General features: G+C 41.0%; 13 protein-coding genes. 12 read left to right on the forward strand and 1 reads right to left on the reverse strand.

Annotated features, from left to right (window positions below; genetic code table 11):
* Positions 1-499: 499 nt before the first annotated feature.
* The 12 genes from I6J03_RS17215 (at position 500) to I6J03_RS17270 (ending at position 15,304) form a co-directional block, all read left to right on the forward strand.
* Positions 500-1,204 (forward strand): MgtC/SapB family protein, encoded by a 705-nt coding sequence (locus I6J03_RS17215; RefSeq protein ID WP_201693862.1) that lies wholly within the window; start codon positions 500-502, stop codon positions 1,202-1,204.
* A 113-nt stretch (positions 1,205-1,317) separates the two neighbouring features.
* Entirely contained in the window at positions 1,318-4,023 is a 2,706-nt protein-coding gene (mgtA, locus tag I6J03_RS17220) for a magnesium-translocating P-type ATPase (protein WP_003003713.1), read from the forward strand.
* Positions 4,024-4,121: 98 nt separating this feature from the next.
* Positions 4,122-5,228 carry an efflux RND transporter periplasmic adaptor subunit gene (locus tag I6J03_RS17225; RefSeq protein WP_003003712.1) on the forward strand — a complete coding sequence of 369 codons (1,107 nt, stop codon included), beginning with the start codon at positions 4,122-4,124 and terminating at the stop codon, positions 5,226-5,228.
* Between the two features lie 9 nt (positions 5,229-5,237).
* Positions 5,238-8,345 carry an efflux RND transporter permease subunit gene (locus tag I6J03_RS17230; RefSeq protein ID WP_003003710.1) on the forward strand — a complete coding sequence of 1,036 codons (3,108 nt, stop codon included), beginning with the start codon at positions 5,238-5,240 and terminating at the stop codon, positions 8,343-8,345.
* A gap of 11 nt (positions 8,346-8,356) precedes the next feature.
* A complete protein-coding gene (locus tag I6J03_RS17235) occupies positions 8,357-9,649 on the forward strand; it encodes a TolC family protein (RefSeq protein ID WP_003003708.1) in 1,293 nt (430 codons plus the stop codon).
* 5 nt (positions 9,650-9,654) lie between these two features.
* On the forward strand, positions 9,655-10,314 hold the full coding sequence (locus I6J03_RS17240; RefSeq protein WP_003003706.1) for a hypothetical protein: 660 nt from the start codon (positions 9,655-9,657) through the stop codon (positions 10,312-10,314).
* A 103-nt stretch (positions 10,315-10,417) separates the two neighbouring features.
* The gene (locus tag I6J03_RS17245) at positions 10,418-11,005 is read left to right on the forward strand and encodes a helix-turn-helix domain-containing protein (RefSeq protein WP_003003704.1); all 588 of its coding nucleotides are present in this window, start codon (positions 10,418-10,420) and stop codon (positions 11,003-11,005) included.
* Positions 11,006-11,119: 114 nt separating this feature from the next.
* On the forward strand, positions 11,120-12,394 hold the full coding sequence (locus I6J03_RS17250) for a serine hydrolase domain-containing protein (protein WP_039989554.1): 1,275 nt from the start codon (positions 11,120-11,122) through the stop codon (positions 12,392-12,394).
* 81 nt (positions 12,395-12,475) lie between these two features.
* Complete coding sequence (locus I6J03_RS17255) at positions 12,476-13,069, forward strand: HD domain-containing protein (RefSeq protein WP_003003700.1); 594 nt, start codon at positions 12,476-12,478, stop codon at positions 13,067-13,069.
* Between the two features lie 133 nt (positions 13,070-13,202).
* Complete coding sequence (locus tag I6J03_RS17260; protein ID WP_003003698.1) at positions 13,203-13,847, forward strand: NAD-dependent epimerase/dehydratase family protein; 645 nt, start codon at positions 13,203-13,205, stop codon at positions 13,845-13,847.
* Between the two features lie 79 nt (positions 13,848-13,926).
* Complete coding sequence (tnpA, locus tag I6J03_RS17265; protein WP_003003696.1) at positions 13,927-14,379, forward strand: IS200/IS605 family transposase; 453 nt, start codon at positions 13,927-13,929, stop codon at positions 14,377-14,379.
* 406 nt (positions 14,380-14,785) lie between these two features.
* Positions 14,786-15,304 carry a methylated-DNA--[protein]-cysteine S-methyltransferase gene (locus tag I6J03_RS17270; RefSeq protein ID WP_003003693.1) on the forward strand — a complete coding sequence of 173 codons (519 nt, stop codon included), beginning with the start codon at positions 14,786-14,788 and terminating at the stop codon, positions 15,302-15,304.
* A 56-nt stretch (positions 15,305-15,360) separates the two neighbouring features.
* On the opposite strand, the gene I6J03_RS17275 is transcribed toward I6J03_RS17270, so the two are convergent.
* On the reverse strand, positions 15,361-16,695 hold the full coding sequence (locus I6J03_RS17275; protein ID WP_003003691.1) for a GH1 family beta-glucosidase: 1,335 nt from the start codon (positions 16,693-16,695) through the stop codon (positions 15,361-15,363).
* Positions 16,696-16,727 lie beyond the last annotated feature (32 nt).

Here is a 16,727-nt window from a genome sequence, read left to right on the forward strand (position 1 = left end):
CGCCAAATGATAGAACTGAAATTACCATACTGCCGGTGAGGACACCGGCAGACGCGACCAGAAATAGTTATCCTGTTAAAACTTATTCCCTCTCATTTTTAAGGAGAGGGTTAGGGCCTTCTACAGATTAACCTTTCTGCCCTTCGGGCATCTCTCCTTTAAAAGGAGAGAAGGATTATGACGCCTACATCAACTTAAATATTTAACAGCGTCGTTTGGCGTCCCCGCCAAATGATAGAACTGAAATTACCATACTGCCGGTGAGGATACCGGCAGACGCGACCAAGTTACCCTGAAACAGATTCTAATCAAATTCTAATATTTTTCTAAAAGATCTCTAACAGCTCCCTTACAGGAGCTGTTTTACTTTTGCAACGTCAAAAAAATAAAAACAACATGGATTCAGGTCCCTATTATCTTACTCACAAGCTGACAGCTTAATCCGTATCGTTCTTGAAGGAGCGTACCTAAGCTCCTGTTTGTATTATACAAAAGAACGATGAACACACTCGATTTTACTATTCGTCTGGCCCTATCTCTGTTATTGGGAGCTTCCATAGGTTTTGAACGTCAATGGAGACAGAAGAGCGCCGGTCTCCGTACCAACACACTAGTTTCTTTGGGTTCAACTGCTTTTATATTGTTGTCTATCAGTATTGGAGGAGATGCTACCGGAAGAGTCGCTTCATATATTATCAGCGGAATTGGTTTTCTCGGCGCCGGAGTAATTATGAAAGACGGGATGAGTGTACAGGGGCTTAATACCGCTGCTACCATCTGGTGTTCTGCTGCAATTGGCTCGCTTGTGGGCGTCGGATTATATGAAGAAGCTATTATTCTCAGTTTTTTTGTTGTATTGATCCATCTGCTTATGCGTCCGCTTGGTCAACGCATCGGACAATCTCATTATATCAAATCTGCCGTAATTCAGACAGATTACCGGTTTTCGATTATCTGCAGAGCAGAAGTAGAGAATCATATCCGTATCCTTCTGCTTCAGCAACTGGGCAATCATGAGAAGCTACTGCTTAAATCATTGAGCAGTGATGATTATGAAGATCCACAGAAGGCTATTATTACAGCGGAGATACATGCAGCATCTCAGCAAGACAGCTTTATGGAACGTGTCGCCAGTCTGTTGACGATTGAAGAAAAAGTAATGAAAGTGAGTTGGGAGATTATAGGTACGCAAAGTGATTTATAGCTGTTATTTTGTTAAAGTGATAGTTTTCAATATTTAATTTATATATCATATAATCAGGTAATTAAATTTATTTTAAAAAAATGTAATTCCGGTTCGTAATAAAGGAGTGAAAAATGAAAAACAATACTACAACCCTGCATAAAAAATCGAAAGAAATGTTGAGCAGATCAGGAATGAATGATGGGACAACTATCAAACTGCAGAATATCGCCATGCAGGAAGACCAGTTTATCTATGCTATGCTGGAGAGTTCTGCCGAAGGCATCACGTCCGCTACAGCAAAGGACAGGATACAGCGGTTTGGGAAAAATGTCATACAGCATGATCGTGCACCTTCCTGGTTAAAACAGCTTATACAAGCTTTTGCTAACCCGTTTATATTGATTTTACTTGTGATTGCTCTGATATCTTTTGTGTTGGATATATGGATGGCATTACCTGAGGAACGCGATTACAAGACTGTAATAGTAGTATTCACGATGATGATAATCAGTGCATTGATGCGATTTGTGCAGGAGTTCAGAAGTAATAGGGCTGCAGAACAACTCAAAAGTATGGTAAAGACCACGTCAACTGTGTTGCGTAGATATAACGGCAAGCAGGAACTGCTTATTGAAGAATTAGTTCCGGGAGATGTTATTTTTCTGTCCGCCGGCGATATGATTCCAGCCGATTGCAGAATATTGCATTGCAAAGACCTCTTTGTGAGTGAATCCATGCTCACAGGAGAAGCGCTTCCTGTAGAAAAGAACTGGTTATCGGTTCCACATGCCGATCAGTGTTCTCCCATCGAAATTTCCAATATCTGTTTTATGGGAACTAATGTGATCAGTGGCTCGGCATCCGCAATTGTAGTAGCAACAGGTAGTTCCACTTACTTCGGGACTATCAGCAAAACAATTGTGGGCGAACGTCCGGAGACAGCTTTTGATAAAGGAGTCAATAAGGTAAGCTTCCTCCTTATCCGGTTTATGCTTGTTATGGTTCCGGTTATTTTGCTCATCAATGGTCTGCTCAAAGATGACTGGATGAATGCCTTACTGTTTGCGGTGGCAGTGGCTGTGGGACTTACTCCCGAAATGCTACCGATGATCGTAACTGCTAATCTGGCCAAAGGAGCACTGAACATGAGCAAACGTAAAGTGATCGTAAAAAGATTGAATGCTATACAGAATATAGGTGCAATGGATGTACTGTGTACAGATAAGACCGGTACGCTTACGATGGATAAGATCGTATTGGAAAAACATCTTAATGTATACGGAGCCGAAGATGATGAAGTATTGAAATGGGCTTATCTGAATAGCTATCATCAGATGGGGTTGAAAAATCTGCTTGATAAAGCAGTGTTAGAACATGTAGAATTACATGATTATCTCAAGGTTGAAGAACATTACGTAAAGATTGATGAAATCCCGTTTGATTTTCAGCGGCGAAGAATGTCGGTTGTCCTGAAAAATGCAAACGGCTGCCACTTGCTGATCTGCAAAGGAGCCGTAGAGGAAATGCTCAGCCTCTGTACACATACATTCGATCCGGGGGAGGATCGCAGTATTCATACCGAGCAGGATAATATTGTGCAGATGAACGACACAATGCGCGATCAGGTAATGCGTACAGCACGGAAGCTCAATGAAGAGGGATTGAGGGTGTTGCTGGTTGCCATACGCGAATTTGAAGGCAACCATCCGCTTACTTATGCTGTTGAAGATGAGAACAAACTTATACTGACCGGTTTTATAGGTTTTCTGGATCCGGCCAAACCTTCCGCAGCACCAAGTATAAAAGGTTTACAAGAATTGGGGATAGCTATAAAAGTGCTGACCGGAGACAATGATATCGTGACCCGTAAAATATGTCGGGATGTTGGAATTCCGATCCGTAACATCATGCTGGGTGATGAACTCGATATGCTGTCTGCAGAAGAATTGAAAACACAGGTAGACGATATCTCTGTATTTGCCAAACTCAGTCCCCTGCAAAAAGTAAGAGTCGTGCAGGCGCTGCGTGAGAAGGGACACACCGTAGGTTTTATGGGAGATGGAATCAATGATGCGGCCGCTCTCAAAGAATCCGATGTCGGCATCAGCGTTGATACTGCAGTGGATATTGCCAAAGAAAGCGCTGATATTATTTTATTGGAAAAAGATCTCACCATATTGAGAAAGGGCGTCATTTACGGCAGAAGAACTTTTGGCAACATAGTCAAATATATCAAAATGACCGCAAGCAGTAATTTCGGTAACATGTTTAGTATGCTGGGAGCCAGTGCATTTCTGCCTTTTCTACCTATGCTTCCCGTCCAGCTCCTGGTTCAGAATCTGTTATACGATGTCTCTCAAGTGACCATTCCCTGGGATAGTATGGATAAAGATTTTCTGGCTGAACCAAAGAAATGGGATGCACGAGGCTTGCAACGCTTTATGTTATGTATAGGGCCTATCAGTTCTGTATTTGATTTTATAACGTTTGCCGTTATGTTTTATGTATTCAAAGCTAACAGTCCTGAGCATCAATCTTTGTTTCAGAGCGGTTGGTTTGTAGAAGGGCTATTGTCGCAAACCCTGATTATCCATATGATTCGTACACGTAAAGTACCGTTTATACAAAGCTGGGCTACAGCTCCCGTTGTAGCTATGACTTCTTTGATTATAGTGACAGGCATGCTTATTCCGTTTCTGCCAGTCGCCTCTGCATTAGGGATGCAACCTTTGCCCTGGACCTATTTTCCGTGGCTCATCGGTATTCTGTTTAGCTACTGTTTGCTGACGCAGGTTGTAAAGAGGTGGTATATCCGCAGATTTCAGGAATGGTTATAACGAGCGGTTATCGTTTTCTGGTCAGACAAGACATAATTACATAAAAGGGTTGGAAGGACCAACCTGAAAAGTTAAAACTATATAGCAAGAAAAAGGTAATGAAAAAGATGATCCTCTTCATTGCAGGGGCAGTTATGTTGCTATCCTGTAGCCATCAACCGGCAGAAACTACTTACATCGATTTTACGAACAAGGGCGATACCATTATAATTCCTGATGAAAGTCGTTTGAAAGACAAGATCAAAGTTATAAAAGTGGAGGAAGAAGACTATCAGCAGACACTGACAACAGACGGATTCGTAAAAGTGATCCCAAATCAGTACGCTGAAATCGCTCCGCCATATTCGGGAAGAATCAGCAAGGTTCACCTGCAGTTAGGTCAGCGAACGAGTCCGGGAACAGTACTTTTTGAACTTATATCGCCCGAATTTACAGATGCTCAGAAACTGTTTTTTCAGGCAAGATCCGAATACCAATATGCAGGTATTGCACTGAAACGTCAACGTGATCTTTTGCAGCACGGCGTAGGAGCCGAACGAGATATGGAAGAGGCAAAGGTCAACTATGATATAAAGGAAAAAGAATACCAGAATACCAAAGAAGCTTTGCAGGTATTTGGCGTAAATGTAGACAAACTCAGACTGGGACAGTCTCTGGTTGTCACTTCTCCAATAGCAGGTGAAGTTATATGGCATGATGTCGTAAGCGGACATTACCTCAAATCAGATGATCCGGCACATGTGAAAATAGCCGAACTGGATAAAGTATGGATAGTGGGAATGATTAAAGAAAAAGATATTCAGCATATACGTATCAACGGAGAAGTTCAGGTGAGATCTGCTGCTTTGCCCGATCGTATTATCAAAGGGAAAGTATATCATATCAATGAAGCTGTAGAGGAAGATGCAAGAAGTATTCAGGTACTGATCGAATGTGAAAACAAAGATCATGCGCTGAAGCCGGGTATGTTTATCACCGCAGAATTTAAGAGTGAATCCCGCAAGACCATTTTTATTCCATCCACATCCTTACTCCAGTTTAATGAACAGAGCTATGTATTTGTTAGGGTCGGAGACCACAAATACATTAAGAAAACGGTAAAGACCGGAGATACTGATCAGGATAAGATTCACATCCTTTCCGGGCTTACAACACAAGATTATATTATTTCTGAGGGCGCATTCTATCTGCTTGACGCTAAATAACCTACCCATATGCAAACAAATATATTTGAAACCACCATTGTAAAAAGATGGCTGTTACTGGCACTCTTTGTCCTATTATCTGTATTTGGTTACTATTCGTGGACAAAATTATCTATAGAAGCCTATCCTGATATTGGAGATGTGACATCCCAGATTGTGACCCAGGTGCCGGGATTAGCAGCCGAAGAGATCGAACAGCAAATAACTATTCCTATTGAAAGAGCCATCAACGGGCTGCCCGGAATGCATGTGATGCGAAGCAAAAGTACATTCGGACTGTCTATGGTGACGCTCGTATTCGAAGATGGTGTAGATGATTATTTTGCCCGGACCCGTATTCAGGAGCGGTTGCAGGAAGTTTCCCTCCCTTATGGTGCAGTACCCGGACTGGATCCGCTGACTTCACCTACAGGCGAAATATACCGTTATATATTAGAAAGCAATTCACACGACCTGCGTGAGCTGACCGATCTTCAAAATTTCACAGTTATTCCGCGCATCAAACAAGTCGCAGGAGTTGCAGATGTAACCAATTTCGGAGGTATTACCACACAGTATCAGATCGAACTCGATCCACATAAGCTACAGCAATATAATCTGTCTCTTAATGAAGTGGTAGAAGCCATCGGTAAAAACAATGCAAATGCCGGCGGAAGTGTAGTCAACAGGGGGGATCAGGCCTATGTGGTAAGAGGAATAGGATTAGTGAAAGATCTCAAAGATATAGCTCGTGTCGTTGTCAAGTCTGTAAATGGTACAGCTATCTATCTGGAGGATATCGGAAGTGTACGGTATGGTAATCTCGAGCGCAAAGGTGCACTCGGATATTCAGACAAGCGCGGAGCAGACTATGCTGACGGAATAGAAGGAATAGTCTTGCTGTTGAAACATCAGAATCCGTCACAGGTATTGCAGGGTATACAGCAGGCCGTAGACGAGCTCAATAGTACTGGTCTTCCGAAAGGTGTTCGTATACATACTTTTCTCGATCGTACAGATCTGGTCAATACTACACTTTCTACCGTCTCTCATACGCTGATGGAAGGGATGTTGCTGGTTATTATCGTTCTGATATTGTTTCTGGGTAGCTGGCGGGGAGCGATACTGGTCGCATTGACTATTCCGGTTTCTCTGTTTATAGCCTTTATATTGATGAAACTGACTCATATTCCGGCTAATCTGTTGTCACTTGGAGCGATAGATTTTGGAATTATAGCCGATGGTGCTATCGTGATGATCGAAACCATACTAAAGAAGAGAGAAGACAATCAAAAGGAATACCTTACTGAAAAAAATATTGCAGAGCGTGTACGGGCAGTCGCACGCCCCGTATTTTTCTCAGTGATCATTATCATTACAGCCTATCTGCCCTTATTCGCTTTTGAGCGGGTAGAGAAAAAACTCTTTACACCAATGGCCTTTACGGTAGGCTATGCTCTCTTTGGAGCATTGTTAGTGGCACTTTTTCTGATTCCCGGAATGGCCTATCTTCTGTACCGCAAACCACAGAAGATGTATCACAATAAATGGCTGGAGCACCTTGCTGATTGCTATTACAGCCGCATAAGTAAAATAATGCTAAGCCCTGTAAAGGTGCTGTTGCCACTGGGTATGATCCTGATACTCGCGGTGACCATGACCGTTCGGATTGGTAAAGACTTCCTCCCGCCGTTGGATGAAGGGTCTATTTGGTTACAGGTATCTCTCCCTTCAGGAATTACAGTAGAGAAGTCCAAAGAGATGAGTAATGAATTTCGCAGAGTAACCTTACAACAGGAGGAAGTCACTTATGTAATGGTTCAGGCCGGTCGCAACGACGATGGGACTGATGCCTGGACGCCTCCGCATTTTGAATGTAGTATCGGAATCAAGCCGTATAACCAATGGCCAAAAGGTAAGCGAAAAGAGCATCTTATACAGGAACTGGCAAACCGCTATGAAAAAATGCCGGGTTACAGCGTGGGATTTTCACAACCGATGATTGATGGTGTGATGGATAAGATTTCCGGAGCACACAGTGAACTTGTAGTTAAGATATATGGTAATGATTTCAAAGAAACAAGACGGATTGCAGAAGATGTAATGAAAACCCTGCAGCAGGTGAAGGGAGCTGTAGATCTCGCCATCGATCAGGAGCCACCGCTGCCACAGATACAGATTATTGCCTCCAGAGATAAAATAGCACAATACGGACTCAACGTCGAAGACGTTACTGAACTGATAGAAGTAGCTCTGGGAGGGAAAGCTGTCTCTCAAATATTCGTGCAGGATAAAGTGTACGATATCATCTGTCGGTATAAGGATGATAGTCGCAATACACCCGAAAAGATCAGTAATCTCATGCTTACCAATGTTTCCGGAGCTAAAATACCTTTGGCTCAGGTAGCAGATGTGCGGCTGAATACCGGAGAAAGTACCATCTCCAGAGAAATGAACAAGAGACACCTCACCGTAAAACTCAATCTGCGGGGAGCTGATCTGACCAGCTTTCTGAAAGAAGCGCAGTCCGAAATCGAAAGACAGGTCAGGTATGATCATGAAAAATTTACCATCAAATGGGGAGGACAGTTCGAAAACCAAAAACGAGCTTTCGGTCATCTTGCGATCATTATCCCGCTGGCGCTGGCCTTAATGTTTATCCTTCTGTATGGAGCATTCGGTAAATTTTCGCAGGCAGGCTTGCTTATGAGTATTGTACCGTTAGCACTATTCGGAGGAATGCTGGCGCTGGAAATCCGGGGAATGAGTCTTAATGTTTCATCCGCTGTAGGATTTATAGCACTGTTTGGCGTCGCCATTCAAAATGGAGTATTGATGATTTCTCACTTCAATGAGCTAAGAAAGCAGGGAAAAAGCCTTTACGATGCAGTGACTATAGGTGCAAAACACCGTTTTCGACCGGTGCTGATGACTGCTACAGTCGCCATATTAGGGCTGTTTCCGGCATCACTGGCTACAGGTATCGGCAGTGATGTACAGCGCCCATTGGCTACGGTTATCGTTTACGGTCTGCTGTTTTCTACTGTCATCACCTTATACGCCTTGCCTGCGCTGTATTACCTGATTGAGAAGAAAAGAGAAAAAAATGAAAGATATAATATTACTCATACCTCCTAACATACTAAACAATGATTTTTACAATAAAATACCCCTGGCTGGCCATATTGTGTGTAATGCTGATACACGAAAATAGTCTGGCACAGCTTATTACAGGAGGTCATCAGTACACCTTATCCTACACGGACTTTATGCAGACTGTAAGTCATTCTAATCTGGAATACACAGCTGAGCGATTCAATCTCAATCTGGCTGAAGCTGCAATCGAGCTGGCAGCTGTATTTCCTGATCCTCAATTACAGGTGTCAGCAACAGACAACGGGCAGCGCAGAATGAAGATGGGATACGGACTCAGCACGTCACTGGAATGGACTGTTGAATTGGGCGGGAAGCGCAGAGCTCGTCAGGAGCTGGCATACAGTCATTCGGAAATGACAAAAGCACTCCTGCAGCAATATTATCAAAATCTTCGGGCCGATGCGACATTGGCCTATCTGGAAGGTGTGAAAAATAAACAGCTGCTGCAAGTGCAGTATGATTCATTTAATAATATGAAAGGTATTGCTGATGCAGACAGTGTGCGCTATGCATTGGGACAGATATCACGTGTGGATGCGCTTCAAAGCCAGTTAGAAGCCCGGAGTATGCGTAATGAAGTGTATCAGACAGAATATGAATGGAAAAACAGCCTGATCCGACTGGGGTTATTTATGGGGAAACAACTTCATGACACCTTGTCCATACAAACCCTGAAGATACCTGTATTGGAAAGAAGTTTTCACTATGAAGGCTTATTGAATGAGGCGCTTCATAATAGGGCAGACCTTATCGCTGCACTGCGTAATAAAACGGTTTCAGAAAAGATGTTAAAACTGGCTAAAGCCAATCGCCGGATTGACCTGGGTATAAATCTGGGTGTTGGCAGTACATCACAAGTCTCCAATGTAGTCGCACCGACACCATCCGTTAATGCGGTAACGCTGGGTCTGTCGGTTCCGCTGAAATTTTCAAACCGTTACAAAGGAGATCTGAAGCAGGCACAATGGGAACTACAACAAACGGAAGTATTGTACCGACATACTGAATTGCAGATTGCAACTGAAGTTTCACAAGTCTGGAATACCTATACCACTGCCCGTAAAACACTCATGCAGTTCGAAAACGGAATATTAGAAGATTCCGGTAAAATCCTTCAGGGCAGGATGTACAGTTACAAAAGAGGAGAAACTACACTCCTTGAATTACTGGAAGCACAGCGCTCATACAATGCTGTTCAGATCAATTATCAGGAAGCTCTTTTTCAATATGCAGTTTCACTGATCGAAGTGGAACGTGCAGCAGGAATATGGGATATTAATTTTTAAAAATCATGATCAGGAAAATAACAGGAATCATTGCCATGCTATGCAATTTAATAGTTGCAAAGGCACAAGACAGACCTACTTTAGATCTGACAGCAGGCATCAGCAGAAATATGTTGTCAGGTAATCAGTTAGAAAATCTTTCAAATAGCGGAACAGTTCAGCGTGGCTGTAATGTCATCATTGGCTTGTCTGTTTTTAATCCGATAACAACATCTTTTGGATTGAAGCATGAAGTTTTATATTCACCCACAACCGTCATTCTTCACTTAAATGATGGAAATCAGCCTGTATACAAGAGTAAGCTAAATCGTCAGATTATACAGTTATATCCCTTAAGTCCTGCCTTCCATTATAAGAATCTGCAGGTCAGTGCCGGACCGTATTGGGGGATAGTGTCGGGTGGATCAATTCAACGTAAAGATCTGCAGGGAAATCTCTTCAAAGATCATACTATATATGGAAGTTCTGCTTCTTCCGGCGGATATCTGCATAAATGGGATCTTGGAATAAGCGGTACTTTAGCGTATACGCTATCCTCAAAGCTACATATCGGACTTCGCTATACACAAGGATTTATAGCATTGACAGAAAATACAGCAGAACAGCAACAACAGCAAGTATATAGTAAGTATACATCACTTGCTGTCGGGTACAGGTTGTTTTAAAGGAAAGTCAGATGAAGTTTCTAAACTTATATTCTGACCATCTTTTATGAAATCCTTTTTAAGGAATATAATTATCTTTGTTTTAAAGGAATTATGAGTCTTTATGAAAGAAAACAGAACCAGTTTTAACCTGTCACAAAAGAGATCTGACAAAGGGCTGACCCAGCAAAAACTGGCTGAATTAGCCGGGCTGACCACACGTACGATTCAACGTATAGAAAAAGGAGAGGTGATTCCACAAGGCTACACTTTACAAAGAATAGCTGAAGCTCTGGATATCAGTATAGAAGAGTTAAGTGCCGAAATCCGGAAGAACAACAAGGATACCCAGGCTTCAAACGAGATGGTTTCACTTTTTCATTTCCTACCGCTCACAGGACTTATATTCCCATTTGGGAATATATTGTTTCCCCTTTTTCTCTGGATATACTGTAAACAAAAAAATCTGCAGTATGATGTTCATGGCCGTATCTCTTTAAACTTTCAATTTACAATTACAATCTTAATGCTTTTAGCCATTGTATTACTGGTTATCTATTTTCCTGTTGGTTTTTTTCTACTGGTTCTTACGACTGTTACTGCTATTATACTCTGTGTTGTCAATGGTATCCGTAGCTTTAAAAATCTAAAACCAAGGTATTATTGTTTTTTTCCTTTTCTTAAACCTGTTCCTGAGAATTCCCCTGAATAACTGCTTTTGTCATCTCTTTTAATTCAAACAGCCTCATCTGTCGTCTATATGTCGTCACTGTGTCGTTGACAGCATCGGTATGATGCAAGAACTTTGAATAAAAAAAAAAGCAAAATGAAGCAATCTGTTTTAACACTATTTTACTTCCGGTCAGCTGTACAACTATTGTCGGGACGGAATCTTTTTTTGGCTTGTTGTGCCAAGCCATATCGACTGATACTCGTACTTATATGCTGCGTTCAGCTGTCTTATGGACAGCAAGACCATATTACCCGATTAGATCGAAGCACATTAACCATATCTGAGATTGATCATAAAGTACGTGCTGTGATGGATAGTGCAGATATCCCCGGACTTAATCTGGCAATTCTCAATCACAACAAACCTGTATTCATTAAATCATATGGCTATCGGGACGAAATCCAAAACGAGTTAATGGATACGACCACTCTTATATATGCGGCTTCTTTTAGTAAAGCTGTCTTCGGATATCTCAGTATGCTGCTTGTTCAGGAAAGGCAACTGGATCTGGACAAACCTCTTTATCAGTACTTAAAAAACCCTTTGCCTGAGTATCCCTATTTTTCAGATTTAAAAAATGATGACAGATGGAAGCTAATTACTGCGCGTATGTGTCTGAGTCATACTACAGGTTTACCCAATGTAAGATGGTTTGACCCCAGAGATTCTAATCCGGTATTTGATTCAGTAGGAGTGATACGTATATATTTTCAGCCCGGTAAACAATATGCTTATTCAGGAGAAGGATTCAAGCTACTGCAGTTAGCTGTAGAGGAAATTACTGGTAAGAACCTGGATGAACTGGCCACAGAAAAGATTTTCAAGCCTATTGGTATGACAAGATCAGGGTATATATGGCATGATAATTTTGGAGATAAACTGGTCATCGGACATAATGAAAAAGGCCAGCAGAATGTTAAGAGAAAGCGAACTGCAGCTGTTGCTGGTGGTTCTATGGTCACGACTATTGCAGATTACACACGTTTTATTGCATATGTTACACAAGGTAAAGGGTTGGAAAAGAAGTATTTTGAGCAAATGATTTCTCCACAGATAGACATTCATTCTAAAACTCAGTTTCCACCGATTACTACGGAAACAACTGCAGATAATAAAGCTATTCATCTGGCTTACGGACTGGGATGGGGATTAATGAGGACTAAATATGGAAGAGCATTTTTCAAGGAAGGAGGAGATGATGCATGGAAAAACTATAATATTAATTTTATAGATAAAGGAGTTTCTATTATCATAATGACCAATAGTGTCAACGGTTCAAAAGTCTTCAAAGAACTTCTGGAGACATTGATTGCTGATACATTCACACCATGGAAATGGGAAGAATACTACCCGTATAATTACAGGTAGACAGCAGATTGTTGGACTGATCTTTGCAAATAATTTATCTTTGTCGAATACAATCAGAATTACTAAAAAAAACATCTGGATATGTTTTCAGCAGAGCTATTAAAGCAAATAGATTTTATTAAAGAGATTGATAAAATCAAGTATATTCAACGTAAAACCAAGCTATTCAATAGTGACCGGAATGAAAACGATGCAGAGCACAGCTGGCATCTGGCATTAATGGCTATTGTGCTGGCAGGCCATTCCAATGAAAAGATTGATTTATTGAAAGTCCTGAAAATGGTGCTAATTCATGATATTGTAGAGATAGATGCCGGCGATACCTTTATTTATGATATGCAGAAAAATCATAGTAATACCGATGAAGAAAGACGGGCAGCCAATCGTATTTTCGGTCTGTTACCTCTGGAACAGGGAGAAGAACTTATCGCAGTATGGGAAGAGTTTGAAGCAGGAGAGACTCCTGAAGCTAAATTTGCCAGAGCAATGGACAGACTGGAACCTCTTCTGCAAAATAGTTCTAATAATGGTGGAACATGGAATGAACCGGGTGTGAATTATACGAAAGTGTATACAAAGAAAAGTATCATAAAAGAAGGGGCTGAAAAGATCTGGGAATACGCCGAAACGCTGATCAACGAAGGTGTTAAAAACGGAGTTTTGAAGAAAGAATAGACTAAGTGCTCATTCCCGGAAATTAAAAAAGATTAATAAAGCGATGCCACGCATTCCTGAATATAAAAACCAATTTAATGGAGGGTGAAAATCTGATAATTTCATTACCTTAATAAAACCAAATTATACACAGATGAAAGTAATCATTACAGGTGCAACAGGAATGGTAGGCGAAGGCGTACTCTTGGAATGTCTTAATAACACCGCCGTGGTGGGAGTATTGATAATTGGAAGGAAAAACTATCCATTATCACATCCAAAACTAAAAGAACTGATTTTAAAAGATTTTTCAGAAATAGAAGACCATGCAGATCTGTTGACCGGTTACGACGGTTGCTTTTTCTGTGCAGGAGTAAGCTCAGTAGGGGAAAACGAAGAAAGCTTTACTAAAAAGACTTACGATTTTGTTATTCCGTTTGCCAGAACACTTTCTGCCATCAACCCGGAAATGATTTTTATCTATGTATCCGGAAACCGGACCGACAGTACAGAACAGGGAAAGGTAATGTGGGCAAGAGTAAAGGGAAGAACCGAAAATGAACTGATGAAACTACCCTTTAAAGGTCAGTACAATTTCCGTCCGGCTATAATGAAAGCGACAAAGGGACAGGTCAACGTAAAAACAATATACAAAATAATGGGGCCGCTGATTGCTCCGTTTATCTCAGCAAAGACTTTGAAACTCGCAGATGTTGGCCGGGCCATGATCCATGCTGTATCTAAAGGTTATCCAAAACAGATTTTAGAGGTTGATGATATTATACAATTAGCAAAGTAAGGATGCTGGTGTGTAACCTGATTGATTTATGCTGATGCATGAAGATGAGCTTCAGGTACATTCGAATAAATAAACAGATATGTCACAGTCTTTGTCAAAAATGTATGTACACATTATTTTTCATACAAAGTATAACCAGCCGCTAATCCAGCCGGAGGTTGAAAAAGAACTGTACGCTTATATCGGAGGGATTATCAAAGAAAATGATTCTGTACCTGTAAAAATTAATGATACACAAGATCATATTCATATCTTGACAATAATGTCAAAAAATATAGCTCTGGCAAAACTTGTAGAAGAAATAAAACGAAACAGCAGCCGCTGGATAAAATCCAAAGGTGCAAACTATCAGCAGTTTGCCTGGCAAGGAGGTTATGCAGGTTATTCAGTAAGTCAATCGGTAGTAGGTCGGGTAAAAAAGTATATTGAAAACCAAAAGGAACACCATAAAACAAAATCATTTCAGGATGAATATGTAGCATTTTTAAAAGAATATGAGATTGATTTCGATGAAGATTATCTATGGACATAGATATGCTGCCCTTTCAGGGCGCAACTAAATATTGTATGAAGCCCTCAAGATAAACCTTGGGTTGATATAGGAAAGGCCTTCAGCCTTTTATCTGGAAATAAGACAAGTCTGTAAGGCTTGTCTATATTGAGCCCTATGTATCGCATTGGGGTCTAATGAAAAAAATCCTGTAAGGGTTGTATAATGTTGAACAGCATGTTTCGCATCTGGATTTAAATAGAATATAAGCCAGTAGGGCTTTTCTATATTGAGCTCTATGCATCGCATTGGGATCTAATGAAAAAAATCCTGTAAGGGTTGTATAATGTTGAACTATGTTTCGCATCTGGATTTAAATAGAATATAAGCCTGTAAGACTTGTCTATATTGAGCCCTATGAATTATAGTGGAAACGAGATCGTAAGAAATGGAAAGTAATAAGAAATCAGAGTATAAAGATATGCCCTCCGTACTTGGGGTAATCAGACTTGTTGCTACAGATGCCGGTCTTGCAGCCATCTTATGGGAAGGAGAAGACTATACACGAACGAAACTTTCCGCTCCGGAAAGAAATGATCAAAATCCAATACTCTTAAAGACAGAACAACAGCTGACTGAATATTTCGCAAAAACAAGAACGACTTTTGATATCTCCCTTGATTTTTCAGGGACAGAATTTCAGAAGAAAGTATGGAAAGCCTTGTTGAATGTACCTTTTGGTAAGACCATAACCTATGGCGGATTAGCAAAAATATTAGGCGATATCAAAGCGGTAAGAGCAGTAGGAGGTGCTCTAAATAAAAATCCGGTCGCAATTATTGTTCCTTGTCACCGAATAGTAGGAGCAACCGGTAAAATGGTTGGTTTTGCAGGTGGCATCGCCAATAAAACTATTTTGCTGAATCTGGAAAATAAATACAAAATGCCTTCTCTTTTTGACCAATAAACAAGCTATACATACAGCTCCGGTTTTATAGCAAAGTAGGTGAGAGGCAGAGCAGTTTATTTAATAAAATCAGCATACCAGTGTCCGGAGGACTTGATAATACGTTGCTGCGTCCGGAAATCTACATACACCAATCCGAATCGGGGGTGATATCCTTCTGCCCATTCAAAATTATCCAGAAAAGTCCATACAAAATATCCGTTGACATTTACGCCCTCGTTTTTAGCACGTAATACCTGTTGCAATATATCCTGCATATATTGTGCTCTTTTAGGATCATGTACCCGTTCATTCTCCGGCAAGTCAGGAAAAGCAGCGCCGTTTTCTGTGATGATCAGAGGCGGAATATTCTCGTAAGCCTGAAATTTTTTCAGCATGTGGTACATGGATTCCGGATACACTTCCCAGTTCATGGCTGTCATTTCTACCTTACGCTCTTTAGCAGTAACTATTTTTGCCTGTAAAAAGGGAACGAAGAAAGAATGACGTATGATTTCCCTTGTGTAATTCTGAATACCGATAAAATCCATATCGAATTTCAGGTTATTTTCATCATTTGGTTTGATATATTTTTCAATCCTTCTCAATACTCTGATCTCTTTCGTAGGATAGCCCATCCCCAGTAAAGGTTCTATAAATAACCTGTTGAGCAATACATCTGCTTTTTTAGCAGCTATTATATCCTTTTCCCTGTTGGTGAAAGGTTCAACGTGTGAACATGAAAATGTAGTGCCTACTGTAGCATCCGGGTGCAGGGCTTTGATGATACGCGCACCGTGTGCCTGAGCCAAAGCAGCATGATGGGCTGCTGCCAGAAAACAATCTATACCTTTTCTGCCGGGAGCATGTACACCAAAGAAATAACCCGCAGCACTGAATACCGTAGGCTCATTCAAGACCATCCAGTTTTTTACCCGATCACCAAAATTTCTTACACATATAGCTACATATTCTCCAAACCAGTCTTTGATATCCCGGTTTACCCATCCGCCTTTTTTTTCGAGTTCAAGAGGAAGATCCCAATGATATAAAGTGACCCAGGGAGTAATTCCCAGCTCCAGAGACAAATCAATAAGTCTGTTGTAAAAGTCAATTCCGGCCTGATTGATTTCACCAGTTCCATTGGGAAGAATACGGCTCCAGGAGATAGAAAATCTATAGTTACGGATATTCAGGCTGTACATCAGATGCAGGTCATCTACATAGCGGTTGTAATGATCGCATGCAATCTCCCCATGATGATTCTGAAAAATCTTGTTTTTTTTCCGGACAAACTTATCCCAAATAGAAAGACCCTTTCCATCCAGATTATGTGCACCTTCTATTTGATACGCCGCAGTTGATACTCCCCAGATAAAATCTTTGCCAAAGGCCTCCTTCGTCAAAAGCATTTACACTGAAGATTAATTAATAACACAAACAT

Source organism: Sphingobacterium spiritivorum, from assembly GCF_016724845.1.
In the GTDB taxonomy this organism is placed as follows: Bacteria; Bacteroidota; Bacteroidia; order Sphingobacteriales; family Sphingobacteriaceae; genus Sphingobacterium; species Sphingobacterium spiritivorum_A.